The 25,280-nt window shown below is 72.3% G+C and carries 23 protein-coding genes; 8 read left to right on the forward strand and 15 right to left on the reverse strand.

The window, feature by feature from the left end:
* Window positions 1-186: 186 nt before the first annotated feature.
* Window positions 187-957, forward strand: a complete 771-nt coding sequence (locus ACFQRI_RS21370; protein WP_380671374.1) for a sunset domain-containing protein — start codon at window positions 187-189, stop codon at window positions 955-957.
* Between the two features lie 42 nt (window positions 958-999).
* Here ACFQRI_RS21370 and ligD (ACFQRI_RS21375) read toward each other — a convergent pair whose 3' ends face one another.
* The 10 genes from ligD (ACFQRI_RS21375) to ACFQRI_RS21420 form a co-directional block, all read right to left on the reverse strand.
* Window positions 1,000-1,914, reverse strand: a complete 915-nt coding sequence (gene ligD, locus ACFQRI_RS21375) for a non-homologous end-joining DNA ligase (protein ID WP_380671376.1) — start codon at window positions 1,912-1,914, stop codon at window positions 1,000-1,002.
* On the reverse strand, window positions 1,911-2,909 hold the full coding sequence (gene ligD / locus ACFQRI_RS21380) for a non-homologous end-joining DNA ligase (protein WP_380671378.1): 999 nt from the start codon (window positions 2,907-2,909) through the stop codon (window positions 1,911-1,913). The genes ligD (ACFQRI_RS21375) and ligD (ACFQRI_RS21380) overlap by 4 nt, the downstream gene beginning before the upstream one ends.
* Window positions 2,906-3,499, reverse strand: coding sequence for a DNA polymerase ligase N-terminal domain-containing protein (locus tag ACFQRI_RS21385; protein ID WP_380671380.1), 594 nt, complete (start codon window positions 3,497-3,499; stop codon window positions 2,906-2,908). Before ACFQRI_RS21385 ends, ligD (ACFQRI_RS21380) begins: the two co-directional genes overlap by 4 nt.
* Window positions 3,500-3,666: 167 nt before the next feature.
* The gene (locus tag ACFQRI_RS21390) at window positions 3,667-4,125 is read right to left on the reverse strand and encodes a PPC domain-containing DNA-binding protein (RefSeq protein ID WP_380671382.1); all 459 of its coding nucleotides are present in this window, start codon (window positions 4,123-4,125) and stop codon (window positions 3,667-3,669) included.
* A gap of 111 nt (window positions 4,126-4,236) precedes the next feature.
* On the reverse strand, window positions 4,237-5,631 hold the full coding sequence (locus ACFQRI_RS21395; protein WP_380671384.1) for a hypothetical protein: 1,395 nt from the start codon (window positions 5,629-5,631) through the stop codon (window positions 4,237-4,239).
* Window positions 5,628-6,431, reverse strand: a complete 804-nt coding sequence (locus ACFQRI_RS21400) for an alpha/beta fold hydrolase (RefSeq protein WP_380671386.1) — start codon at window positions 6,429-6,431, stop codon at window positions 5,628-5,630. Before ACFQRI_RS21400 ends, ACFQRI_RS21395 begins: the two co-directional genes overlap by 4 nt.
* Before the next feature lie 74 nt (window positions 6,432-6,505).
* Window positions 6,506-8,395, reverse strand: coding sequence for a helix-turn-helix domain-containing protein (locus ACFQRI_RS21405; protein WP_380671388.1), 1,890 nt, complete (start codon window positions 8,393-8,395; stop codon window positions 6,506-6,508).
* Window positions 8,396-8,425: 30 nt separating this feature from the next.
* The gene (locus ACFQRI_RS21410; RefSeq protein WP_380671390.1) at window positions 8,426-9,757 is read right to left on the reverse strand and encodes an MFS transporter; all 1,332 of its coding nucleotides are present in this window, start codon (window positions 9,755-9,757) and stop codon (window positions 8,426-8,428) included.
* Window positions 9,758-9,806: 49 nt separating this feature from the next.
* Complete coding sequence (locus ACFQRI_RS21415; protein WP_380671392.1) at window positions 9,807-10,586, reverse strand: 3-hydroxybutyrate dehydrogenase; 780 nt, start codon at window positions 10,584-10,586, stop codon at window positions 9,807-9,809.
* Window positions 10,587-10,687: 101 nt separating this feature from the next.
* Window positions 10,688-11,485, reverse strand: a complete 798-nt coding sequence (locus tag ACFQRI_RS21420; RefSeq protein WP_380671394.1) for an IclR family transcriptional regulator — start codon at window positions 11,483-11,485, stop codon at window positions 10,688-10,690.
* 155 nt (window positions 11,486-11,640) lie between these two features.
* Between ACFQRI_RS21420 and ACFQRI_RS21425 the strand changes: the two genes are divergently transcribed.
* Both ACFQRI_RS21425 and ACFQRI_RS21430 read left to right on the forward strand, forming a co-directional pair.
* Window positions 11,641-12,351 (forward strand): CoA transferase subunit A, encoded by a 711-nt coding sequence (locus ACFQRI_RS21425; protein WP_380671396.1) that lies wholly within the window; start codon window positions 11,641-11,643, stop codon window positions 12,349-12,351.
* Window positions 12,348-12,977 carry a 3-oxoacid CoA-transferase subunit B gene (locus ACFQRI_RS21430; RefSeq protein WP_380671398.1) on the forward strand — a complete coding sequence of 210 codons (630 nt, stop codon included), beginning with the start codon at window positions 12,348-12,350 and terminating at the stop codon, window positions 12,975-12,977. The genes ACFQRI_RS21425 and ACFQRI_RS21430 overlap by 4 nt, the downstream gene beginning before the upstream one ends.
* 58 nt (window positions 12,978-13,035) lie before the next feature.
* On the opposite strand, the gene ACFQRI_RS21435 is transcribed toward ACFQRI_RS21430, so the two are convergent.
* Complete coding sequence (locus ACFQRI_RS21435) at window positions 13,036-13,641, reverse strand: QsdR family transcriptional regulator (protein WP_380671400.1); 606 nt, start codon at window positions 13,639-13,641, stop codon at window positions 13,036-13,038.
* 88 nt (window positions 13,642-13,729) lie between these two features.
* On the opposite strand from ACFQRI_RS21435, the gene ACFQRI_RS21440 reads away from it, so the two are divergent.
* Together ACFQRI_RS21440 and ACFQRI_RS21445 are read left to right on the forward strand one after the other, a co-directional pair.
* On the forward strand, window positions 13,730-14,713 hold the full coding sequence (locus tag ACFQRI_RS21440) for a phosphotriesterase family protein (RefSeq protein ID WP_380671402.1): 984 nt from the start codon (window positions 13,730-13,732) through the stop codon (window positions 14,711-14,713).
* 14 nt (window positions 14,714-14,727) lie between these two features.
* Window positions 14,728-16,377 carry an AMP-binding protein gene (locus ACFQRI_RS21445; protein ID WP_380671404.1) on the forward strand — a complete coding sequence of 550 codons (1,650 nt, stop codon included), beginning with the start codon at window positions 14,728-14,730 and terminating at the stop codon, window positions 16,375-16,377.
* A gap of 110 nt (window positions 16,378-16,487) precedes the next feature.
* Here the strand turns inward: ACFQRI_RS21445 and ACFQRI_RS21450 are convergent, their stop codons facing one another.
* Window positions 16,488-17,057, reverse strand: coding sequence for an Lrp/AsnC family transcriptional regulator (locus ACFQRI_RS21450; RefSeq protein ID WP_380671406.1), 570 nt, complete (start codon window positions 17,055-17,057; stop codon window positions 16,488-16,490).
* A gap of 98 nt (window positions 17,058-17,155) precedes the next feature.
* On the opposite strand from ACFQRI_RS21450, the gene ACFQRI_RS21455 reads away from it, so the two are divergent.
* On the forward strand, window positions 17,156-18,391 hold the full coding sequence (locus ACFQRI_RS21455; protein ID WP_380671408.1) for a trans-sulfuration enzyme family protein: 1,236 nt from the start codon (window positions 17,156-17,158) through the stop codon (window positions 18,389-18,391).
* 60 nt (window positions 18,392-18,451) lie between these two features.
* Here the strand turns inward: ACFQRI_RS21455 and hutH are convergent, their stop codons facing one another.
* Both hutH and ACFQRI_RS21465 read right to left on the reverse strand, forming a co-directional pair.
* Entirely contained in the window at window positions 18,452-20,026 is a 1,575-nt protein-coding gene (gene hutH, locus ACFQRI_RS21460; protein ID WP_380671410.1) for a histidine ammonia-lyase, read from the reverse strand.
* A gap of 159 nt (window positions 20,027-20,185) precedes the next feature.
* Window positions 20,186-21,607 carry an amino acid permease gene (locus ACFQRI_RS21465; protein WP_380671412.1) on the reverse strand — a complete coding sequence of 474 codons (1,422 nt, stop codon included), beginning with the start codon at window positions 21,605-21,607 and terminating at the stop codon, window positions 20,186-20,188.
* A 159-nt stretch (window positions 21,608-21,766) separates the two neighbouring features.
* On the opposite strand from ACFQRI_RS21465, the gene ACFQRI_RS21470 reads away from it, so the two are divergent.
* Window positions 21,767-22,570 carry an IclR family transcriptional regulator gene (locus ACFQRI_RS21470; RefSeq protein WP_380671414.1) on the forward strand — a complete coding sequence of 268 codons (804 nt, stop codon included), beginning with the start codon at window positions 21,767-21,769 and terminating at the stop codon, window positions 22,568-22,570.
* A gap of 18 nt (window positions 22,571-22,588) precedes the next feature.
* On the opposite strand, the gene hutC is transcribed toward ACFQRI_RS21470, so the two are convergent.
* A complete protein-coding gene (gene hutC, locus ACFQRI_RS21475; protein ID WP_380671416.1) occupies window positions 22,589-23,344 on the reverse strand; it encodes a histidine utilization repressor in 756 nt (251 codons plus the stop codon).
* A 206-nt stretch (window positions 23,345-23,550) separates the two neighbouring features.
* Between hutC and hutU the strand changes: the two genes are divergently transcribed.
* Window positions 23,551-25,224, forward strand: coding sequence for a urocanate hydratase (hutU, locus tag ACFQRI_RS21480; RefSeq protein WP_380671418.1), 1,674 nt, complete (start codon window positions 23,551-23,553; stop codon window positions 25,222-25,224).
* Window positions 25,225-25,280: the final 56 nt, after the last annotated feature.

A 25,280-nucleotide genomic window follows, 5' to 3' on the forward strand; every position in this document is an offset into this window, starting at 1 on the left:
GGGGAACGGGTCGACGAGGGCTCCGCGCTTCGGGCCGGGCTCGACGCGCTCGACGTTGCCGAGAGTGTGAAATGCACCGTGTTCACCCCGCGATCGGGTGACCTCGGCTGGCTGTGCGCGACAGGTGTGGTTACAACGATCGGCAGTCGATCATTCCGCTCTCCCGGAGAACTTAGGAGTGGTTCCGTGCCGAAGTCGAGACATCGGGCGCCCTCGGCCTGCTTGCGCCATTGGGTCGTCTGGGCGGCAGCGGCGGTGGTGGTCGCCGCCGCGTGCGCCTTCTTCTCTCCCCTCGGCGGCGGGCCCGCGTCCGTCGCGTGGACCTTTCTGCTGCTCCTGCTGTGCTTCGCCGCGGGGTCGGTGGCGAACTCGATGTTCCTCGCCCGGCCGTCGCGGCAGGCGGGGCACCTGGTCCTTCCAGCGGTGCGGGAACCCATGGCGGTGGAGGCGGCTCCGGGTGTACCGGAGGCGTCGCGCGCCCGGCCGGCAGGGGACCGCCCCCGCCCGGCGCGGACCGGTCCGGAGCTCGCGGCGTTCGCCTCGCCCCGCGACATCGGCGGCAACGTCGAGGTCGCGGTGCTCATCTCGGGCAACGTCCGACCGGATCCGGCCGGTACCGAGGCGCTCGGCGTGGGACGCGCGGCCCTCAGCGGCGTGGACGTCGTCGAGGGCATCCCGCTGCAGCAGACCGGCGTGGCACCGTCCGAAGTGGAGTTCGAAACCGCTCCGCGGGAGGTGGAATCGGGACCGTACCCGGGTTCGGTGCACCCGATGTCCAACGGCCGGTCGCCGGACAGCCGCTACCGGGTCAAGGGCAACACCCGGTCCAAGCGCTACCACACGGTGCAGTCGCCGTACTACGAGCGCACCAAGGCGGGCGTGTGGTTCCGGTCCACCGCGGACGCCGAGCGCGCCGGCTTCTCGGCCTGGAACAGCCGGGTGAAGGCCGCGTCCTGACGAACCGGCGTCGATCGCTGCGCGCCCGGCCGCCCGGTGCGGTCAGGTGTCCGGGTGGAGCTGTTGCAGGCGCTGTTCCGGTTTGCGCAGCGAGCGGGCGCGGTTGTGGAAGTCCGACCAGCGATCGCCCTGCCGGTCCAGGCGGTCGAGGGCGCTTTCGATCGTGTGGTGCCACGGGTCGGTGGTCTCCAGCTCGTCCCAGGCCAGGGGAGTCGCCACCGTTGCGCCCGGTTTGGCGCGGACGGCGTAGGGCACCACGGCGGTCTGGGCGTAGGCGTTGCGGAGGTAGTCCAGGAAGATCCGGTCGCCGCGCTCGTCCTTGCGCTGCTCGGTGGTCAGGTCGTGCGGTCGGCGCTCGGCGAGCGCCGTCGCGAGCCGTCGCGCGAAGTCCCGGGTCTGGTCGAAGGTGTGCTGCCTGCGCAGCGGCGCGACCACGTGGTACCCGCGGGAACCGGTCGCGAGCAGGAAGGGCACCAGTCCGAGCTCTTCGAGCGCCGCGCGGACCTCGCGAGCCGCCGAGCGCAGCAGGTCGAGATCTCGCTCCGGCGGGTCGAGGTCGAGCACCAGCCGGTCGGGGCGTTCGAGCGCGTCCGTTCGGGACAGCCAGGCGTGCGGGGTCACGCACGCCTGGTCGGCCAGGTAGACCAGCGTCGCCGCGTCGTCGCAGACCGCGTGCTCGGTGACCCCGCCCTCCTTCTTCGGCACCTCGACGCGGTTCACCCAGTCCGGGAAGTGCCCGGGGACGTTCTTCTGGAACACGGCTTCGCCGCCGATGCCGTCCGGGTAGCGCTCCATGGCCAGCGGACGTCCCCTGGTGTAGCGGATCACGGCGGGCGCGACCTGCTGGTAGTAGCGCGCCAGCTCGTACTTCGCGATCCCGTCGTCGGGGAAGAGGACCTTGTCGGCGTTGGAGATCTCGATGCTCCTGCCGCCCGCCCGGAGCGTCTCGGTGCTCATGCCGGGATCTCCCGGACGACCTCGGCCGGGTCCTTGTCGCGGCGGAGCCCGTGATAGCTGGGATGGCGCAGCTTGCCGTCGTCGGTCCACTCGGTGAAGGCGACTTCGGCGACCAGGCGAGGCGCGACCCAGTGCGCGCGCCGCTCGTCGACGTCCCCGGCGAACGGGGAGCGGCTCCGCTCCAGCTCGTCCAGGCGCCGGCGCAGATCGCGCAGGGTCGCGTCGTCGAACCCGGTGCCGACCTTCCCGCCGTAGACCAGGCGCCGGTCCTCGTAGTAGCCGATCAGCAGGGCACCCAGAGCCGGCCGGCTGCCGGTCGGTTCGGTGAACCCGCCGATGACCACTTCCTGGTTGTTGACGCACTTGAACTTCAGCCAGGTGCGGGAGCGCCCCCGCGCGTAGGCGCTCGTGGCGTCCTTGGCGAGCACGCCTTCCCAGCCGGACCGGCAGGCGCGGGCGTGGTAGTCCTCGCCCCGGCTGTTCACGTAGGGCGTCCTGCGCAGCGGATCGCGGAGGTCCAGCGCCCCGGGGAGGAGCTTCTTGCGCTCGCGCAGCGGCAGCGGCGTCACGTCGTGGCCCGCGGCGTGCAGCACGTCGAAGACGTAGCAGCGCACGGGCACCCGCGGGCCGCTCGCCGCGCCCGGCCCGGCCTGCATCCGCTGCTGCAGCCGGGCGAAGCTGCTGACCCCGCCTCGGAACGCGACGATCTCGCCGTCGAGGACGAGGTCCTCGCCGGGCTGCTCGGCGACCGCGCGCACGAGTTCGGGGTAGGTATCGCCCAGGTCCTTGCGGTTGCGCGACAGGATCCGAACTTCGCCACCGCGCTTGAAGATCAGGCACCGCTCGCCGTCCAACTTGGGCTCGAACAACCAGTCGGCGGCGCTGAAGGGCTCGTGCACCAGGGTCGCCAGCGCGGGATCGATCCAACGCGGCTGCGCTCGCCGACGCAGCCGCGCCCGCGCGTCCTCGGAGAGCCGATCGAACAGCGCGCTCATCGCCACTCCGGGCCGTGCGCGGCGAGCTCGCGCAAGCTGCTGCCGCTCAACGCCGATCGGGGCTGGGTCTTGGTCGGCTTGCGCCGGCGGTCGGCGCCCTCGTCGCGCATCTTGATCAGCAGCCAGTCGCCGGAGCTCTTGCCCATCCGCACGAGGGCGTAGCCGCCGCGCAGCTTGGATCCCTCCAGCCAGATGCTGATGCGTCCGCGCTCCAGCGCCTCGTGCGCGCTCAGGTCGTCGGTGCTGAGGTGCCGGTAGCGCCCGGTGTCCCAGACCAGGACCGTGCCCGCGCCGTACTCGCCCTCGGGGATGACGCCTTCGAAATCGGCGTACTCCACGGGGTGGTCCTCGGTGGGCACCGCCAGCCGCTTGACCTCGGGGGCCACCGAAGGTCCCTTGGGGATCGACCAGGACTTCAGCACGCCGCCGACCTCGATCCGGAAGTCGAAGTGCAAGGTGCTCGCATCGTGCATCTGGACGACGAATCGCGCTTCCCGCCCAGCTGCCGAACCGGAGCCGGCGGCACCGCGCGGTTCACCGGAGGTGGCGAAGTCGCGCTTGCGGAGGTACTCCCGCAGCTCGTCCTGCATGCGACCGTCCTACCCGCGCTGGGCGGCGCGCAAACCCGAGGACTGCGCGCATGCGGCTGTCAGGTGGAGCCCGAATCCGCCGGAGGGCGGAACGGCCGCGCGGAACGTCCTGGGGCGGAGGCGATCCCGTCGCGGCTTCGAGCGGGCATTCGACGACGCGGGCGCCTTCAGGACGATCGACCGGTCTCCCAGGCGTCGAGGTCGATCAGCGCGAGGCCGGTGCTCTCGTCGTACCGGCGGACGACGTGCGGAGGCGACTCGGTGATCGAGACCTCCAGCGTGGGGTGCACGCGCCCGGCTTTGAGGTGCCCGCCGCGGGTGCTGCCGTCGCGGCGCCCGAGCACCGCGTGCAGGTGGAGCTCCGGCTCGTCGCGACCGCTGGAGATCACTCCCGTCAAGCTCAGCACCTCGACCTGCTCCTCGACCGGAATGTCCTGGTACTCAGCGGTTTCCGGATCGAAGTAGGCCAGCGTGGCGCGGCTCAGCCCGCCGATCGCGCTCACGGAGCCCGTCCCGATGCCGCGCGCCCGGACGAACTGGGAGAGCTCGTCGAGGACCTCGTCCCCGCTGTCGAGCACCGCGACGTAGGTCGCGGGTGCTCCGGTCACCAGCTGCTTGCTGCGCATGCTCCTCGTTCCTCCGCGCGTGGGACGGCTTCTCCCGCGGCGTTTCCGCGCGGACGCGGTGCTAAACCACCAGCCGATCCGAAGGACGGCACCCGCGATCGCACCGCGACGTCAGACCGGGTCGGTGAGGTCGACGTCCGGGTGCTCGGCCAGCACCGGCGCGACGCTGTCCAGCCGCAGCGGGGCCGGCATGGGATGCCGGTGCCGAACGCGGGAGAGGTCGCGCTGGGCGCGCACCAGGGAGGCGAAGTCGCGCGGGTAGGCGGCGGTGTCGCACCCGGCCAGCGTGCCCACCTTGCGGGCCCTCCCGACGAGTTCGAGCCACTGCTCGGCGGTGGCCAGGCCGATCGACTCGGTCCCGTGGGAGAAGAGCATGAGGCGGATCTCGTCGTGGTCGCCGAGGGCGTCGAGGTAGGAGCTCAAGGCCTGGTGGGAGCTCTCGGTGTTGAACGCCATCCAGAACGGGATCGAACCGGTGCGCAGCGCCCACCACGGCTCCATCAGCAGGAACGACTCCGCGAGCAGGCGATCGTCCGGCACGCCGCGCTGCCGGTACCACCAGCGGTGCAGCTCGGCGACGGGCGGGCTGAGCTCTTCGGGCTCGCCGAAGCGCAGCCGCCGGAAGGCGAGCCCGTTCGCGCCGGTCGCGTCCCGGAGGTCGTCCAGGAGGGCCGGGTCGAAGCCCCACTCGGCTTCCGGGGCGCGTTCGTCGGGCTGCGGCGGGTCCCAGCCGGTGCGCGCGGCGCCGTAGCGCCGCAGCAGATCGGACACGCGGGGACCGCCCTCGTGGTACTCGGCCTCGGAGGCCCCGCCCAGCGCCCCGAACTGGAAGCGGTGGCGCGGGCCGAGCCTGGTCACCGGCCACGACAGACCGCATTCGACGCTGATCACGGTGCCGCCGCGCTCGACGTGGTCGCGCAGGAACCGGCGGTAGGCCGCAGGCAGCGACCGCCACTTGACCCGGAAGTAGGACATCCCGGCGATCATGAGGCGGTCCTGGTTGGGATCGTGCATGTGGTGCAGGCTCAGCCCGGGGTTGGCCCGGAGCAGGTCGTGGGCGGGCTGGCGGCCGGCGTCGAGCTCCGCGCGCGGGTCGTCGCGGTCGACCCCGCGGCGGCGCACCGGCACGAGCAGCGTCTGCGGCAGCCACGGCGCGTCGAGCGCGGCGGCGAGGTGCATCAGCGCCCCGTTCGAGGAGCCGACGAACACGACCGGGTACCGGCGTCGCGGGTAGTGGTCGACGACCCACTCGGCGAGGTCCTCGGCGCTGATCCGGCCCAGCGCCGTCCGCGGGACCGCCTCGGCGACGCCGCTGGCGGCGTAGAGGTGCTCGGCGGCTCGGGTCGGCAGGTGGTTGACGCCGCCCATCGCGGCGGACAGCAGCGGTACCGCCGACCGGAGCGCCTGCCCGAGGGCGGGGACGTCCCGACCGGCGAGGAAGCACGACAGCGCGCGCAGCATCCCGGTCGCGGAGTCGAAGGAGGCGACGGCGCGCTGCGGTTTCACCGATCCACCTCTTCGAGGTGCGCGGCGACGCGGGCGGCGACACCGCCCGGATCGCTGAACGGAACCATGTGGCCCCGCGCCGACCGCACGGCCAGGCGCCCGCGCGGGAGCAGCCGGGTGGCCTCCTCGGCCCACTCCTGCGGCACGATCGCGTCGTGCTCCCCGCGGAGCACCAGCGTCGGGGCGACGACGTGCGGGAGCTTGTCCTCGATCCGGTCGCGCAGCGCGGTGCGGAAGGCCCGCACGAGCCGCCGCGGGCCCGCGTCGAGGTAGTCGCGCAGCACCAGCGCCGACAGCGCCGGCGGTTCGTGGCGTCCGTTGCGGGCCCAGCGGCCGAGCTGGCGGACGAACCCGCGGGCCGCGGGGTCGACCGTGGGGCCGATCAGCACGCAGCTGCGCACGAGCTCGGGATGCCGCACCGCGAGGTCGACCGCGATCTGGCAGCCGAACGAGCAGCCGAGCACGTGCGCCGGTGCCAGGTCCGCGGTGACGAGGAAGTCGCCGACGCACTCGCCGAACTCGGCGAGCGAACCGGGCGGTTCCGCGCGCGCACTGGCCCCGTAGCCCGGCAGGTCGAAGGTCAGCGTCCGGCGGGGCGCGCCCAGCTCGCGGATCAGCGGCAGCAGCTCGCGGCTGGAGACCCCGGCGCCGTGCAGGCACACGACCGGCGGATCGACGTCGCCGGACCACCAGCTCACGACCTGGCCGCTCGGCAGATCGTGCACTCGGCGGTGCGGAGCTCGGGCGCCGCTGGGGGTGATCGGTGCCTCCTGCGCGGGGTCGGCGGTGGGCTCCAGCATGGGGGAGGCGCCGACCGCGGGCGAGCCGAGCCCGGCGCGCGGGTCGACCGATCGGGCCAGCGGTGCGCGGGCCGTCAGCCCGCGCCGCGGTCCGGTGCGGCGATCTTGTGCAGCCGCAGGGCGAGCTGGAGCTCCAGCGCGCGGTCGTGCGCCTGCCAGTCCTCGCCGAGCAGCGCCCGGACGCGCTCCAGCCGCTGCGCCACGGTGTTGACGTGCACGTGCAGCACGTCCTTGGTGCGGTTGAGGTTCGCCCCGCTCGCGAAGTAGGCGTCCAGCGTGCCGACGAGGTCGGTGCCCCGCTGCTCGTCGTAGTCCAGGACCGGCCCCAGCACCGAGCGGACGAAGCCCGCCGGGTCCGAGCGGTCGCCCAGCACCACGCCGAGGAACCCCAGGTCGGCCATCGCCGCTCCGTCACCGGTGCGCCCCAGCGCGAGCAGGGCGCGCAGGCACCGCCGCGCCTCCGCGCAGGCCCCCGCGAGCGCCGCGGGACCCGTTGCCGGACCGGCCGCCCCGGCGGTGACCGCGCAGCCCAGCGAGCCGCCGAGCTCTGCCGCGAGGTCCTTGGCGGCGCGGTCGGGATCGGTCCGCGGCAGCAGCACCACCTGATCTTCCAGCGCTCCGGCCACGCCCCCGGCGGCCCGCGCGTGCCAGGCCACGGCAGCCGCCAAGCGCTCGCGCGGCACGCCGTCGGCGTGCACGACGAGCGCGGTGTGCTCGGCGGTGAGATCGATTCCGAGGCGGCGAGCGCGAGCCACCAGGCCCGCCGGGTCCCGCTCCGGCGCGGTCAGCAGGTCGGCCACGAGCTCGCCGCCGACCTTGTTCTCCGCCTCGGCGGTCGAGCGCTGCAGCAACAGCAGCAGCGCGGTGACCACGCCGGCGCGCTCGAACAGGCGCCGGTCCGCGTCGGAGAGGTCCCGGCGCCCGGTGAGCAGGAGGCCGCCCAGCAGCTCGGGTCCCGCCAGCACCGCGCACACCCAGACCTCTCCGTGCGGCACCGCCCGGCCCGCGGTGCGGGAGGCCGCGACCGCTCGCGCCGGCTGCGGGACCGGGTCGCTGCCGACGCGGGCGAGCTCGTTGCCGTTGGCGTCGTGCACGACGATGCCCCCGCCCAGCATCGAGGCGACCGCCGAGGCGACGTCCAGCACGTCCTCGCCCCGCAGGACGAGGTCGGTGAGCCGGTCGTGCGCCTCCTCGGCGCGCTGCATGGCCTCGTTGTGCGCGCGGATCGTCTCGTTGGCCGCGTTGAGCTCCTCGACGGCCGTGCGCGTCTCCTCCAGCAGCCGCGTCGTGTCGATGGCGATCGCGGCGTGATCGGCCAGCGAGGACAGCAGCGCCACCTCGTCTCGCGCGAACTCGCGCACCGACCGGAAGCCGGCGAACAGCACCCCGATGACCTCGCCGCTCAGCGACAGCGGGACCCCGAGGATGGCCACCACGCCCTCGTCGCGCACCGCCGCGTCGATCGGCTCGGTGTGGTCGAACCGCGTGTCGGAGGCGTAGTCGGCGCTGGCGTAGGGGCGGGCGGTCTGGGCGACCAGCCCGCCGAGGCCCTCGCCCATGCCGAGCCGGACCTGCTGGAAGCGGGCGGAGATCGAGCCGTCGGTCACCCGCATGTAGGTCTCGCCGCGGGCTTCGTCGTTGAGCGACAGGTAGGCGATGTCCGCGGCGAGCAGCATCCGAGCGCGGTGGACGATCGAGCGCAGGACCGCGTTGAGGTCGCGCAGCCCCGCGAGGTCGCTCGCGCTGTCGAACAGCGCCGCCAGCTCGGTCTGCCTGCGCTCGTGGCCGGCGACCCTGCGGTTCAGCCGCAGGGCGAGCTCGGTGGCCTGCTCGATCTCCGCCAGGTCCGCCTCGGCCACGCCGGCGGCGCGAGCGGTCACGGCGACCTCCGCGACCTGCTCGCTCGTGGCACCCTCCGCGAGGAGGTCGAGCAGCCGCCGCAGCGCCCTCGCCGACCGGTCCATGGAGCCATTCTCCCGGATCCCGCGGGATCCTCAGGCGGTGGTGGTCTGCCGCTCGGCCACGTCGGACAACCCCACCGCGCGCGTCTCCCGGGACAGCGCGACAGCGGCCACGCTCAGCAGCGCACCGGCCGCCATGTAGATCGCCACCGGCACCGAGCTGCCGAAGCCCTGCAGCAGCGCCGTCGCGATCAGCGGGGCCAGACCACCGGCCACCGCCGAGGCGAGCTGGTACCCGATGGACGCGCCGGAGTACCGCACCCGGGTGCCGAAGAGCTCGGAGAAGTACGCGGCCTGCGGGCCGTACATCGCTCCGTGCAGCACCAGTCCCACGGTCGTCGCCAGCGTGATCACCGCGAAGGAACCGGTGTCCAGGAGCCCGAAGAACGCGAACGCCCAGACGCCGCTGCCGGTGGCGCCGAGGATGATCACGGCTCGGCGTCCCCACAGGTCGGAGAGCGCGCCCCACAGCGGGATCACCGCGAAGTGCACGATCGATCCGATGAGGACCGCGTTGAGCCCGGCCGATTTGGGCAGGCCGACCGGGCCGGTCAGGTAGACGAGGATGAACGCGGTGACGATGTAGTAGGTGGTGTTCTCGCCCATCCGCGCGCCCATCGAGATCAGCAGCTCGCGCCAGTTGTGCCGCAGCACCTGCGCGATCGGTGCGCGCTGCTCGGTTCCCCGGTCCTTCGCCCGCTCGGCGGCTTCGAGGAACACCGGGGACTCCGCCACCGACAACCGGATCCAGAGCCCGATCATCACCAGCAGGCCCGAGAGCAGGAACGGGATGCGCCAGCCCCAGGCCAGGAACGCCTCGTCGGACTGCACCGCGGCGAGCAGCGCCAGCACACCGGTGGCGAGCAGGTTGCCGCCGGGAGCACCGGCCTGCGGCCAGGACGCCCAGAACCCGCGCCGCTGCGGCGATCCGTGCTCGGAGACGATGAGCACCGCACCGCCCCACTCGCCGCCGAGCGCGAAGCCCTGCACCAGCCGCAGGGCGGTCAGCATCAGCGGTGCGCCGATGCCGATGGAGGCGTAGGTGGGCAGCAGCCCCATCGCGCAGGTCGCGCCACCCATCAGCAGCAGGCTCAGCACCAGCAGCTTCTTGCGGCCGACCTTGTCGCCGAAGTGCCCGAACACGATGCCGCCGAGCGGCCGCGCGCCGAAACCCGCCGCGTAGGTGGCGAACGCCAGCAGCGTGCCGGTCAGCGGATCGAACTCGGGGAAGAACAGCTTGTTGAAGATCAGCGCGGCGGCGGAGCCGTAGAGGAAGAAGTCGTACCACTCGATGGTGGTGCCGATCAGGCTGGCGCTGACGATCTTGGCCAGGGAGTTGCGCGCGGGCGCGGATTGGTCGGTCATGGTCTCACCGCTTCGTCGTTGGAGCAGTCGGCTTCTCGGGGCGCGGCGGTCAGTGCGCCGTCCACCCGCCGTCGAGGGAGAGCGAGGTGCCGGTGATCGAGCGGCACCGGTCGCCGCAGAGCCACACGGCGGCCTCGGCGACCTCTTCGGGGGCGACCAGCCGCTTGATCGCGGCTCGTTCGAGGAGCACGTCCTCGACGACCTGGTCCTCCGGGATGCCGCGCACCCTGGCCTGGTCGGCGATCTGCTCCTCGACCAGCGGGGTCCGCACGTAGCCGGGGTTGATGCAGTTGCTGGTCACCCCGTGCGCGGCGCCTTCGAGCGCGGCGGTCTTGCTGAGCCCTTCCAGCGCGTGCTTGGCCGCCACGTACCCGGCCTTGTACGCGCTCGCCCGCAGCCCGTGGGCGCTGGAGATGTGCAGCAAGCGCCCCCAGCCGTTGCCGCGCATGTGGGGTAGGCACCGCTGCATCAGCAGGAACGGGGCGGTGACCATCACCTGCTGCATGCGCGCGAACTGCTCGGCCGGGAACTCCTCGATCGGCGCCACGTGCTGCATCCCGGCGTTGTTGACCAGCACGTCGACCTCGCCGGGCAGTCCCGCGATCGCGGAGCTGCTGGTGAGGTCGGCGACGTGCGCCGTTCCGCCGACCGCGTCCGCGACGGCGTCGACCGCGCTGCTGCGGTCGACGAGGTGCACCGCCGCACCGGCCGCGGCGAACGCCTCCGCGCACGCCCGACCGATCCCGCTGGCCGCTCCGGTGATCAGCACCGCGCGGCCGTCGAGCTCGCCGGGCGGCACCGGGATGTCGATCGCGTCACCCGTCTTCATGCCGACCGACGTTAAGCACGGGGGAGCGCGCCGGACATGTGCGCGCCCAACACAACGGCGACCTCGGCGGTGTGCTCGCACCACACCCGGACCGGGGGCGCTCAGGGTGCGAGCGGCGCGGTGAGGCCCTTTCCTCCGCCGGACTGGATCTGCTTGGTGAGCTGGTGCGCTTCCTTGAGCAGCAGCGTGCCGAGGTGGGGCCGGCGGCTGGCGCGGAAGCGGGATTCGATCCCGGTGATGGTGAAGGCCCAGGAGGGCCTCCCGTGCCGGTCGAAGACCGCCGCCGCCATGCCCCAGCTGCCCTCGACGACGAGCCCCGGGTTGACCGAGTAGCCGCTCCGGCGGGTGCTGGCGATCCGCTCGCGCACCGCGGCCTCGTCGTGGGCCTCCCCCCACTCGGCGGCGAGGTCGGTGCGACCGAGGTAGGCGTCGACCTCGGCGTCCGGGAGCATGGCCAGCACCACCAGGCCCGCCGACACGACGCCCAGCGGGAACCGGGCTCCTTCGTAGAGGACGAAGGAGCGGATCGGGAAGTCGCCGTCCTCGCGCAGCAGGCACACGGTTTCGCCACCGCGGTGCGCCGAGAAGAACGCGCTCTCCCCGGTGGCCTCGGCCAGCCGCCGCACGCCGGCCCGCGCCTGCTCGGTGACGTCGTAGCGCTGAGCCGCGACCTCGCCCAGCAGGTACAGCTCCGGTCCGAGGAACCACCGCCCGCTGGCCCGGTCCCGGTCGACGTACCCGTGCTCGTCGAGCGCGGACAGCAAGCGGTGGGCGGTGGGGCGCGCGAGCCCGGACGCGCGCGCGATCTCGGTGGTCGACGCACCGCGCTGGGGGAAGCCGGAAAGCGCCCGCAGCACCGCGCTGATGCGTCCGGTGACATCCGCCGGGGGTGAGGCCATGCTCGGATGGTACGTCCGCTCAGTGAACGTCCGGAGCGGATGCTTTTGCCCACCGAGAAGTTCGGCCGGGCCAACAGCCCGCTCGTTGACGATGATGCCCGGGTGGCATGGACTCCTGGAACTGCTCGTTCAACGGACCAGGGAGGAAGACAGTCGTGCCCGTTCTGCACAACGGGGCCGCCGAGGCGCTCGCCGGAGCGCTCGCCGACGGCCAGACCATCGCCGTCGGGGGCTTCGGCCTCAGCGGCAACCCGTCCGATCTGATCGAAGCCGTGCGGGAATCCGGCGTCCGCGAGTTGACGATCGTGTCGAACAACATGGGCGTCGACGGACGGGGACTGGGCCTCCTCCTGGAGGAGGGCCAGGTGCGCAAGGTCGTGGCGTCCTACGTGGGCGAGAACAAGCTGTTCGCGCAGCAGTACCTCGATGGCCACCTCGAGGTCGAGCTGGTGCCGCAGGGCACCCTGGCCGAGCGCGTGCGAGCGGGCGGCGCGGGCATCGCCGCGTTCTACACCCGCGCCGGGGTCGGCACCCCGGTCGCCGAGGGCAAGCCGCACGCCGAGTTCGACGGGCGCCTCCACGTGCAGGAGCGCGCGATCGTGGCGGACCTGGCGCTGGTGCGCGCGCACACCGCCGACCCGGCCGGCAACCTCACCTACCGGCTGGCGGCGCGCAACTTCAACCCGCTGATGGCCACCTGCGGTCGGGTCACCGTCGCGGAGGCCGAGCACGTCCTCGACGAGTTCGTCGACCCCGATGCGGTGGCCACGCCCGGCGTGTTCGTGGATCACCTCGTGGCGGCCCGGCCGCGCGTCAAGACGATCGAGAAGCGCACGGTGCGGCCGAAGGCGGAGGTGCGGGCATGAGCTGGTCCCGGGACGAGATGGCGGCCGTGGCCGCCCGCGAGCTGACCGACGGCGATTACGTCAACCTCGGCATCGGCGTTCCCACCCTGGTCGCCAACCACGTCCCCGACGGGGTGCGGGTCAACTTGCAGAGCGAGAACGGGATCCTGGGCCTGGGCCCGTTCCCGGTGGACGGCGAGGAGGACGCCGACCTGATCAACGCCGGGAAGCAGACGGTGACGGTCGAGCCCGGCGGGAGCTTCTTCGACTCGGCGACCTCGTTCGGCATGATCCGCGGCGGGCACATCGACGTCGCGCTGCTCGGTGCGCTGCAGGTCGGGGCCAACGGCGACCTGGCGAACTGGAACGTGCCAGGTTCCGTGGTCAAGGGCATGGGAGGCGCGATGGACCTGGTCGTCGGCGCCAAGCGGATCGTGGTCATCACCGATCACCGCGCCAAGGACGGCAGCCCGAAGGTCGTGGAGCGCTGCACGCTGCCGCTCACCGGTTCGGGGGTCGTCGACCGCGTGATCACCGACATCGCCGTCCTCGACGTCACGGCCGAGGGCCTACTGCTGCGCGAGACCGCGCCCGGGATCGGCGAGGACGAGGTCCGCCGATCGATCGCCGCCCCGGTCCTGGCGTAGCGGGGAGCCGGTCCGTCGCGGCATCGGATCGCGGCGGGCCGGCGCCCGCCGCGGCCGGTCACGGTTCGGGCCGATGCCCGAGCAGGGCGGCCACGAGGTCGAGGGCGGTGCGGATCTCCGGCTCGGTGCGTCCCAGCAGCGGGGCGTAGAGGTGCGCGTCGCACATCCGGATGATCGCCTGGCCCAGGACCTCGGGCGGTACCGGCGGCCGCATCCGGCCGGCCGCGGACTCGGTGTCGATGATCTCGGCGACCAAGCTCGCCGAGGTCTGCTCGATGGGTCCGGGCTGCAGGGCGAGGCGGATGAAGACCAGGGGTTCGCGCCGGCACAGCGCCTGGAGGGGTTCGGCTTCGACCACGGCCCGCATGAACCGGTCGAGCACGTCGAGCACGAGCTCGGTGCCCCCGGCCGCGGTGGTTCCGGCCGCGGCCCTGCGGAAGGTGCGTTCGGTCGCCTCGGCGAGCACGGTGCTGAGCAGGTCTTCGCGGTTGCCGACCAGCCGGTAGAGCGTGGAGCGGCCGATCCCGAGGTCGGTGGCCAGCGCCGACATGTCGATCGGCTCGCCGGCCAGGTAGGCGCGGTTCGCCGCCTCGACCACCGCCCGGCGGGTCAGGGCGGCGCCGAGTCGCAGGTTCGCGGCGCGGGGCTGCGCGGAATCGGCCATGATCGGGAGCCTACGGCGGGACATTGCTGAGATTTGTGCCACTGTGGCACGCTTCGCGTGGTGTGTGCCACAGCGTGAGGAGCGGGTGATGGTGGACGTCCAGACGGTGCGCGGACCGGTCGACGTCGGGCAGCTGGGGACGACGTTGATGCACGAGCACGTGTTCGTGCTGACCCCCGACGTCATGCAGAACTACGGCGATCAGTGGTGGGACGAGGAGGAGCGGGTCGCCGACGCGGTGCACAAGCTCCGCGAGCTCGAGCGCGCCGGCGTCGACACGATCGTGGATCCGACGGTGGTCGGGCTCGGCCGCTACATCCCCCGCATCGAGCGGGTGAACGCCGAGGTCGACATCAACATCGTGGCCGCGACCGGCCTGTACACCTTCGACTCCATCCCGCACTTCTTCCACTACCGGGGTCCGGGCACGCTGCTCGGCGGACCGGAGCTGATGACCGAGATGTTCGTGCGGGACATCCGCGAGGGCATCGCGGGCACCGGCGTGCGCGCCGGGCTGCTCAAGTGCGTGGTCGAGGAGCGGGGGCTCACCGAGGACCAGAGCCGGGTGCAGGCGGCGATCTGCGAGACGCACCAGGAGACGGGCCTGCCGATCACGGTGCACACCAACGCCGCCCACCAGACCGGCCGGCTGGCGCTGGAGTTCTACCGGGAGCGCGGCGTGGACCTGAGCAAGGTGGTCATCGGTCACGCGGGCGACAGCAACGATCAGGACTACCTGAAGTGGATCATGGACCAGGGCGCGACGATCGGCTGCGACCGGTTCGGGCTGGACATGTTCAACCCGACGGCCGAGCGCGTGCGCACTATCGCCGAGCTCTGCGCCCAGGGCTACGCCGACCGGATCGTGCTCAGCCACGACGCCGCCTGCTACATGGACTTCTTCTCCGGCGAGGCGAGCCAGGAGATGTTGGCGCAGGCCGCGCCGAACTGGCACTACCTGCACATCCACCGGGACGTGCTGCCCGCGCTGCGCGAGCGGGGCGTCAGCGAGGAGCAGATCACCACGATGATGGTGGACAACCCGCGCCGGTACTTCGAACCCGCCGAGTGAGGAGCGCCGAGCCGATGAGTGCCTACGACGAGCGTCCGTGGCTGGCCCTCTACGACCCGGAAGTGCCTGCCGAGATCAGCCGCGAGCACGACAGCGTGCTGGAGATGTTCACCGCGGCGCTGTGCCGCGCGCCCGACGCACCGGTGATCAAGTACTTCGACGGCGTGATCACGATGTCCGAGCTCGACGAGCTCTCCGGTGCGCTGGCGGTCGCGCTGGCCGAACGCGGCTTCGCCGCCGGCGATCGCCTCGCGCTGTTCCTGCAGAACGTGCCGCAGTTCGTGATCGCGGCGCTGGCGGCCTGGAAGGCGGGCGGGATCGTGGTGCCCGCCAACCCGATGTACCGGGAGCGCGAGCTCTCCACGGTGCTGGCCGACAGCGGTGCCAAGGTCGTGGTCTGCTTGGACTCCCTGCACTCGGTGGTCGAGGGCGCGCGCCCGGGAACGCCCGTCGAGCACGTGATCACCACCTCCGAGCTGGAGCACCAAACCCGCCACGACGAGCGGATCTTCGGCAGCGGGCAGCGCGCCCGCCCGGAAGGTCCGCTGGACATGGCGGAGTTGATCGAGCAGCACCGCGGGCAGCAGCCGGACCCGGTGCACCCCGGTCCGGACGACGTCGCGATGCTGCCCTACACCTCGGGCACCACCGGGCCGCCCAAGGGCTCGGAGAACACCCACGGCAACGTGGTTTTCAACGCGCAGGTCTACCGGGACTGGATGCCCGTGCGCGAGGGCGACGCGATCTACGGGGTGGCGCCGCTGTTCCACATCACCGGGCTGATCGGGCACCTCGCGGTGGCGCTGCTGGTGCCGGTGCCGCTGGTGCTGACCTACCGGTTCGATCCGGTCGTGGCCGCCGAGGCCATCGCCGAGCACGGCGTCACGTTCACCATCGGATCGATCACCGTGTTCATCGCCTGGTCCAACACCCCGGAGGTGACGCGCGAGCAGCTCGCCGGGCTGCGCAGCGTGTACTCCGGGGGAGCGCCGATCCCGCAGGCGGCGATCCGCGCCTTCCAGGACAAGTTCGGCCACTACATCCACAACGGGTACGGGCTCACCGAGACCAACAGCCCCTCGCACGCGGTGCCCTTCTCCCGCGAAGCGCCGGTGGACCCGGCCTCCGGTGCGGTGGCGGTCGGCGTGCCCGTGCCCAGCACGGTGGTGCGCATCGTCGGCGAGGACGACCAGGAGCTGCCGGTCGGCGAGATCGGCGAGATCGTCACCGAGGGGCCGCAGGTCGCGATCGGGTACTGGAACAAGCCGGAGGAGACCGCGCACGCCATGCCGGGCGGGCGCTTCCACACCGGCGACGTGGGCTTCATGGACGCCGACGGCTGGTTCTACATCGTCGACCGCAAGAAGGACCAGATCAACGCCTCCGGGTACAAGGTCTGGCCGCGCGAGGTCGAGGACGTGCTCTACGAGCACGAAGCCGTGCGCGAGGCCGCCGTCGTCGGTGCCGTGGACCCCTACCGGGGGGAGACGGTGAAGGCGTTCGTCTCCCTCAAGCCGGACGCGAGCGCGTCGGAGGAGGAGCTGATCGAGTTCTGCAAGCAGCGCCTCGCCGCCTACAAGTACCCGAGGGCGATCGAGATCCGCGACGAGCTCCCCAAGACCGTCACCGGCAAGATCCTGCGCCGCCAGCTGCGCGAGACCTGAGAACCTGCCCTCGTTCCATCAGAAGTCCCCTGAACGCCCCGGTGGTCACGGGACTTCTGATGAAAAGGGGACTAGCGGGCGGACCGTCGTGCCTGGCCCGCAGTCGCCGGCTAGCGTCGGTCGGGCGGGGTTCTCCTGGGGTTCGGCAGCGGTCCCGTTCCGGGGATCACTTCGAAGACCAGGTGCGTTTCGGCGTGCCGGACCGCCGGGTGGACGGTGATGTGCTCCAGGACCAGATCGCGCAGCGCCTCGGCCGAGCGCACGGCGACGTGCAGCAGGTAGTCGTCCGCGCCCGCCAGGTGGAAGGCGGTCAGGACGCCCGGGATGTCCTCCAGGGTGTCGTGGAAACCGCGCACGTGCTCGCGGCTGTGGCTGCCCAGCCGCACCTTGATCACCGCCTGCATCGGCAGCGCCAGCGCGGCCGGGTCGAGGTGGGCGTGCACGCCGGTGACGACGCCGCGCTCGCGCAACGTCCGCACCCGGTTGATGCAGGTCGATTCGGCCACGCCGACGCGGTGGGCGAGCGCGCTGTTGGTGATCCTGCCGTCGGCGACGAGCTCGGCGAGGATCGCGAGGTCGGTGCCGTCGAGCCGGACGGTCGACGGCTCGTCCGCCGCGGTCGCCTCCCAGCCCGCGCGCCCCGGCGAGCTCCGCGGATTCCTCGGTCGCGATCCGCTCATCGAGCATCACCCTCCACGATCCTCGCGGGTCGTCGGCTGCGGCGAAGGAATCTTCGGTCTCTGTTCCGCCGCACCGCACATCATTGCACCATGCTCGCATGTCTTCGACACGCTCGTTCGATTCGACGGCCGTGCACGCCGGCCGCGAAGACCTCGCGAAGCTCGGCGTCCACGTACCGCCGCTGGACTTCTCCTCCACCAACCCCGTGCCCGACGTCGAGAGCGGCGGCACGTCCTACGAATCGATGGCGAACGGCGGGCATCCCACCGACGACGGGGGCTTCGTCTACGCCCGCCTGTGGAACCCGACCGTGGCGCGGTTCGAGTCCGCGCTCGCCCAGCTGGAGGGCACCGCCGAGGCCGTTGCCTTCTCCTCCGGGATGGCCGCCATGACCGCCGCGGTCCTGGCCGCCAAGGAGCTCAGCGGCGGGCGCCACGTGGTGGCGGTCCGCCCGCTCTACGGCGGCACCGACCACCTGCTGGCCTCCGGGCTGCTCGACGTCGAGGTCAGCTACTGCGCGGCCGGGGAGGTCTCGGCAGCGGTGCGCGAGGACACCTGCCTGGTCGTCGTCGAGACCCCGGCCAACCCCACGCTCCAGCTGGTCGACATCGAGGCGGTCGTGACCGCCGCGTCGGGCTGCCCGGTGCTGGTGGACAACACCTTCGCGACCCCGGTGCTGCAGAACCCCGCTCAGCACGGAGCGGCGTTCGTGCTGCACAGCGCCACGAAGTACCTGGGCGGGCACGGGGACGTGGTGGGCGGGGTGGTCGCCGCCGACGCGGCCCGCGCGGAGGCGATCCGCCGGGTTCGGGTGGTCACCGGCGCCCTGCTGAACCCGCTGGCCGGCTACCTGCTGCACCGCGGGCTGGCCACCCTGCCGCTGCGGATCCGCGCGCAGCAGGAAGCCGCCAAGAAGGTCGCGGCCTGGGCGCAGACCCAGCCGTGGGTGAGCCGGGTGTTCTACCCCGGTGATCCCGAGCAGGACCGCGCCGGGCTGATCGGCAGGCAGCAGAGGGGTCCCGGCGCGATGCTGGCCCTGCAGGTGGCCGGCGGGTACGAGCGGGCCGTCGGGATCGCCGGCGCGGTGCAGCTGTTCACGCCCGCGGTCTCGCTGGGAGGGGTCGACTCGCTGATCCAGCACCCGGCGGCGCTGACGCACCGGCCCGTACCGGCGGCGGCCCGCCCGGGGGCCGATCTGCTGCGGTTGTCGATCGGTCTCGAGGACCCGGACGATCTCATCGCCGACCTCGACGCGGCAGCCCGCAGCGCCCTCGGCCCCGTGAAGCCGAGCGGTGCCGCGGGACGCCCCGCGGCTGCGGCCCGCGAGCGCTGAGCGAACGAGAGGGCTCCGGTCGGACGCGATCCGACCGGAGCCCTCGTCGCTCGTCCCGGGTCAGGCCAGCTCGCCGATGGCCTCCTCCGCGGCGGTGACCAGCGCGCCGGTGCGGCACAGCTCGACGGCCGACTCGATCTCCGGCGCGAGGTGGCGGTCGGTTCCCGGCCCCGCGACCTCCTCGCGGATGCGGTCGCGGACGGCCGCGCTGGCGGGGGAGGGCTGCAGCGGGGCGCGCAGGTCCAGCGCCCGGGCGGCGGTGAGCGCTTCGACCGCCAGCACCCGGGTCAGCCCGTCGACGGCGCGGCGCAGCTTGCGCGCGCCGGACCAGCCCATCGAGACGTGGTCCTCCTGCATCGCCGAGGAGGGGATAGAGTCGGCGCTGGCCGGGGCCGCGAGCCGCTTGAGCTCGGAGACGATCGCCGCCTGGGTGTACTGGGCGATCATGTGGCCGCTGTCGACGCCGGGATCGTCGGCCAGGAACGGGGTGAGGCCGTGGTTGCGGGCGGGGTCCAGGAACCGGTCGGTGCGGCGCTCGCTGATGCTGGCCAGGTCGGCCGCGACGATGGCCAGGAAGTCCAGCACGTAGGCCACCGGGGCGCCGTGGAAGTTGCCGTTGGACTCCACGCGGCCGTCCGGGGTGACCACCGGGTTGTCCACGGCGCTGGCGAGCTCGGTGGCCGCGACCGACTCGGCGTGGGCGAGGGTGTCGCGGGCACCGCCGGCCACCTGGGGAGCGCAGCGCAAGGAGTAGGCGTCCTGGACGCGGGTGCAGTCCGGGCCGGCGTGGCTGGCCACGATTCCGGAATCGGCCAGCACTCGCCGCATGTTGGCCGCGGCGCTGGCCTGACCGCTGTGCGGGCGCAGCTGCTGCAGGTCGTCGGCGAAGACGCGATCGGTGCCCAGCTGGGCCTCCACGCTCATCGCCGCGGTGATGTCGGCCAGCTTCAGCAGGTTCCGCAGGTCGTGGCAGGCCAGCACGAGCTGGCCGAGCATGCCGTCGGTGCCGTTGATCAGCGCGAGCCCCTCCTTCTCGGCGAGCTCGACCGGGGTGATGCCCGCGGCGGCGAGGGCTTCGGCGGCGGGCATCGAGCGGCCTTCGGCGTCGCGGACGGTGCCCTCGCCCATCAGCGCCAGCGCGACGTGCGCGAGCGGCGCGAGGTCGCCGGAGCAGCCGAGGCTGCCGTACTCGTGGACGACCGGGGTGATGCCCGCGGTCAGCAGCGCGGCGTAGGCCTCGGCCACCTCGGGGCGGACACCGGTGCGGCCGGTGGCCAAGGTGGACAACCGCAGCAGCATCAGCGCGCGGATGACCTCCCGCTCGACCTCCGGGCCGCTGCCGGCGGCGTGCGAGCGCACCAGGCTCTTCTGCAGCTGCTGGCGCAGCTCGACCGGGATGTGCCGGGTGGCCAGGGCGCCGAAGCCGGTGGAGACGCCGTAGACGGGCTTGGGCTCCTCGGCCAGGCGCTCGATCCGCTCGCGGCTGGTGGCGATCGCCTCCAGCGCTTCGCCGGAGAGCTCGACCGCGGCGCCGGCGCGCGCGACGTGCACCACGTCGGCGACGCTGACCGCTCCGACGCCCACCACGACGGTGGCCTTCCGGTCGGCTGCTGCGGTCGTTTCCTGCGTGGTCATGTGCGACTTCCTTCTCTCTGGTGGACCGGCGCCGGTGAACTTCCGGCGCCGCAGGGGTTCCGGGCGGGTGCGCGGGCGCCCCGTGCGGGCGGCGAGGCGTCCCGGGCGGGTGGGCGACCGGGTCGGTGGTGGGCGGTCGGGCGCCCACCACCGACGCGATCACCGAGCGGGGAGTTCGGAGGGCTCTTCGAGCTCGTCCTGGTCCCGAGCAGCGGTCTCGCGGGCTTCGGCGCTCCGGCGGACGCGGACCAGGTACAGCACCGACATCAGGCCGATCCAGGCCGCGCCGACGTAGAGCGCGACCCGCGTGTCGGCCGAGAAGGCCAGCACCGCGAACACGAAGATCAGGAACGCGATCGTGGCGATCTGGGCGTAGGGCCACAGCGGCACCGGGAAGCGCAGCGAGGCCACCTTCTCGGCGCTCATCGCGCGCCGCGCCCGGTACTGCGAGAGCACGATCATCAACCAGACCCACACGGTGGCGAAGGTCGCGATCGAGGCGATGACCTCGAAGACGTTCTCCGGCATGGCGTAGTTGAGCACCACGCCGACCAGCAGGGCGCCGGTCATGATGACCACGGTCATCCACGGCACGCCGTTGCGCGACACGCTGCGCATGACCTGCGGGGCCTGTCCGCGCTGCGCCATCCCGTAGAGCATCCGCCCCGCGCCGAAGATGTCGCTGTTGATCGCCGAGAGCGCGGCGGTGATCACCACGACGTTGAGCACGGCGGCCGCCGAGCTCAACCCCAGGCCCTCGAAGATCTGCACGAAGGGGCTTCCGGAGGAACCGATCGACTGCCACGGCGCGATGGACATGATCACCGCGAGGGTCAGCACGTAGAACAGCAGCACCCGCACCGGCACCGTGTTGACCGCGCGCGGGATCGTCTTGTGCGGTTCGGCCGCCTCGCCCGCGCTGACGCCGATGATCTCGGTGCCGCCGAAGGCGAACATCACCACCGCGAACGACAGCACGAATCCCTCCGCGCCCATCGGGAAGAACCCGCCGTGGGACCAGAGGTTGCTCACCCCGGTCGCGTGATCACCGCTGAACCCGAAGACCAGGACGGCGACGCCGCCGAGGATCATCGCGATGATCGCGCCGACCTTGGCGATCGAGAACCAGAACTCGAGCTCGCCGAACACCTTGACGCTGAGCAGGTTCGCCGCGCCGATGATGAACAGGGTGGCCAGCACCCAGATCCACCTGGGCACGTCCGGGAACCAGAATCCCATGTAGACGCCCAGCGCCGTGACGTCGGCGATGCAGACGATGATCATCTCGAACGCGTAGGTCCACCCGGTCAGGAAGCCGGGCAGGCGACCGAGATGCCTGCTCGCGTACTCGCCGAACGACCCGGGGACCGGGTCGTCGACGGCCATCTCGCCGAGCGCGCGCAGCACCATGAACACCGCCGCGCCACCGATCAGGTAGGCCAGCAGCACCGAGGGGCCGGCCTGGCTGATGGATTCCGACGATCCGTAGAACAGCCCGGTGCCGATCGCCGAGCCGAGCGCGATGAAGCGGATGTGCCGTGCGTTGAGGCCTCGACTCAGCGCCGCCGTGCGTTCTTTCACCTTGTCCTCCCTTGGGAACGTCATTGTTCCCTTCGCTGGCGGCCGGGGTTGGGGGCATCCGGAGCGATTCCGTCGGCTTGTGCCGTGCGACACGCTCACGAACGACGCGATAGGTATAGTGCTGTATATACATTCCGTCAAGGGGGTGACATGAAATCCGTGGGCAAGGAATCGAGCGCTTCGCCGGCGGTGGGGCGCGCGCTGGACATCCTCGTCCGGCTGGCCCAGCGGCCGGGTCCGGTCCGCGCCTCGGCGCTGGCCCGTGACCTGGAACTTCCGCGGTCGTCGGTGTACCACATCCTGTCGGTCCTGGAGGACCGCGGGTTCGTCGTGTACGTGCCGAGCGAGAAGGCCTACGGGCTGGGCGTGTCCTCGTTCGAGATCGGGTCCGCCTACCTGCGCCAGGAACCGCTGGAACGGCTCGCCCAGCCGATCCTGCAGCGGCTCGCCCGCAACCTCGGCCAGACGGTCCACCTCGGCATCCTGCACGGTGCCGAGACGGTTTACCTGCTCAAGGAGCGCCCAGCGGCGCACCCGTCCGCGGACGTGCCGCTGATCACCGACGTCGGCGTCCGCCTCCCGGCGCAGCTCACCGCCAGCGGCAGGGCGATCCTGGCGGACAGCTCGGACGCCCAGCTGGAGGCGCTGTTCTCCCGCCCCGGCTCGTTCGTCACGCGCACCGGCAACGGTCCCCGCTGCCTGCGCGACCTGCGCAGGATCCTCGACCGGGACCGCAGCCGGGGCTGGTCGGAGGAGGTCGAGCTCGTCTCGGAGGGGCTGCGCTCGGTCGGCGTGGCCGCCCACGACCACGGCGGCAGGCCCGTCGCCGCGTTCAGCACCACCTGGTCGCGGCACTTCGGGGACCGCGATCCGGGCGAGGTCGGCGAGGTGCTGCGCAGGGGTGCGACCAAGCTCACGCTCAGCCTCTCCGGACGCGCGCCGCTCGCGGCGACGAGCGCGTGACCCTCCGCGCGGAAGCGGTCACATGCCGTCGAAGGTGCCCTCCAGCCGGAACCGCGAGCCGGGGTGCAGCAGGCGCGCCGCGCTGACCAGCTGCCCCTCCGACCATGTCCGGCGGTGGATCAGCAGGCACGGGGCGGACTCGTCGATGCCGAGCAGCGCGCAGTCCTCCGCGGTGCCCAGCACGGCCTCGACGATGTGCTCGCCCTTGCCCATCGGAGCTATCCGGGAGAGGTAGTCGTTGGGCGTGCGCTCGGTGAAGTCCTGCTGGAGGTATTCGGGCGCCAGCTCCGGGTGGACGTGGCGGTCCTCCAGCTGGATCGCGATGTCGTCCTCGAAGTGGACCACCAGCGAGTGGAAGATCGGGCTGCCCGCGGCGATGCCGAAGAGCCGGTGCGCTCGCGGGTCGGCGGGCTCCTCGCGGACGAACACCACGTCGGTTCGGTGCTCGCGCCCGCGGCGGGTCACCTCCTCGGCGATGTTGCGCACCCCGTAGAGCGCCGAGCTGCTCTTGCGCTCGGCCACGAAGGTCCCCACGCCCGGCATCCGCACCAGGGCTCCCTCGGTGCTGAGCTCGCGCAGCGCCCGGTTGATCGTCATGCGCGACAGGCCGAGCGAGTGCACCAGCTGGTTCTCCGAGGGCAGCATCTCGCCCTCCGGCCAGCGCCCGGTGCCGATCTGCTCGGTGATGACGTCCTTGAGGCGGCGGTAGGCCGGACCCGATTCGCGGCGGATCGCGCCGAACAGCGCGGCGAAATCGCGTGCGTCGATGGCCACGCAGATCACCGTCCCGTTCGTCGATCGCACCTGGAGCAGACGAGCAGTTTATCCGGGACGGAACGGGCGCAGTTCAAGGCGGGTCGCGGCCGGCGGGGCGAAGGCGTCTCGGATCCGAGAATGTCGCCGCTCGGCCTTGGCCGCCGACCTCGCACCGGGATGTCATGGCCTTCGTCAACCCGTTGCCCGATTCCGGAGATTCCGTTATGACCAGCGATTACCCCGCCTCTGGTGCCCGGCCCGTCAGCGCTCCCCGCGGCACGACCCCCAGCTGCCGAGGGTGGCAGCAGGAGGGCGCGCTGCGGATGTTGATGAACAACCTCGACCCCGAGGTGGCCGAGAACCCGGACTCCCTCGTCGTCTACGGCGGAACCGGCAAGGCGGCGCGCAGCTGGGAGGCCTACGACGGGATCGTCGGGGCGCTGCGGTTGCTGGAGGACGACCAGACCCTGCTGGTGCAGTCCGGCAAGCCGGTGGGCGTGCTGCGCACCCACGAGTGGGCGCCTCGGGTGCTGATCGCCAACTCGAACCTGGTGGGCGACTGGGCCAACTGGGAGGAGTTCCGCGAGCTCGAAGCCGCCGGCCTGACCATGTACGGGCAGATGACCGCGGGGTCCTGGATCTACATCGGAAGCCAGGGAATCCTGCAGGGCACCTACGAGACCTTCGGCGCGGTCGCGCGCAAGAAGTTCGGCGGCAGCCTCGCGGGCACGATCACGCTCACCGCTGGCCTCGGCGGCATGGGCGGTGCGCAGCCGCTCGCCGTGACGATGAACGAGGGCGTCGCGATCTGCGTGGACTGCGACCCCCACCGAATCCGGCGGCGCATCGACCACCGCTACCTCGACGTCGAGGCCGACGACGTGGCGCACGCCCTCGAACTGGCCGAGCGCGCCCGCGACGCCCGCGAGCCGCTGTCGATCGGCCTGCGCGGCAACGCCGCCGAGATCTTCCCGCAGCTGCTGGCGATGAACGCGCCCATCGACATCGTCACCGACCAGACCTCGGCGCACGACCCGCTGTCCTACCTGCCGATCGGCGTCGAGCTCGACGACTGGCAGGCGCAGGCCGAGGCGGACCCGGCCGCGTTCACCGAGCGGGCCCGCGCCAGCATGGCGCGCCACGTCGAGGCGATGGTCGGCTTCCTCGACGCCGGCGCTGAGGTCTTCGACTACGGCAACTCGATCCGCGACGAGGCCCGCAAGGGCGGGTTCGACCGGGCCTTCGACTTCCCGGGATTCGTGCCCGCGCACATCCGGCCGCTGTTCGAGGAGGGCCTCGGGCCGTTCCGCTGGGCGGCGCTGTCCGGCGATCCCGCCGACATCGCCGCCACCGACAAGGCGATCGTGGAGCTGTTCCCGGAGAACGAGCACCTGCGCCGGTGGATCACCATGGCGGGCGAGCGGGTCCAGTTCGAGGGGCTGCCCGCGCGGATCTGCTGGCTGGGCTACGGCGAGCGCCACCGCGCCGGGCTGAAGTTCAACGAGATGGTCGCCTCCGGCGAGCTCTCGGCCCCGGTCGCGATCGGCCGCGACCACCTCGACTCGGGTTCGGTGGCCTCGCCGTACCGCGAAACCGAGTCGATGGCCGACGGATCCGATGCGATCGCCGACTGGCCGCTGCTCAACGCGCTGGTCAACACCTCCTCCGGCGCGTCCTGGGTGTCCCTGCACCACGGCGGCGGCGTCGGCATGGGCCGGTCCATCCACGCCGGGCAGGTCTGCATCGCCGACGGGTCCGAACTCGCCGCGCAGAAGCTCGAACGGGTGCTGACCAACGACCCGGCGATGGGCGTGCTGCGCCACACCGACGCCGGCTACGAGCACGCCACCGCGGTGGCCCGGGACCGCGGGATCCAGATCCCGGAGCTGGGCAGCTGATGAGCCGCGCGTCCGGGCGGTCAACGGCGCCCGCCCGGACGCGCACCCCCGCAACG

Origin of the sequence: Saccharopolyspora griseoalba (genome assembly GCF_042665275.1) — a bacterium.
GTDB lineage: Bacteria > Actinomycetota > Actinomycetes > Mycobacteriales > Pseudonocardiaceae > Saccharopolyspora > Saccharopolyspora griseoalba.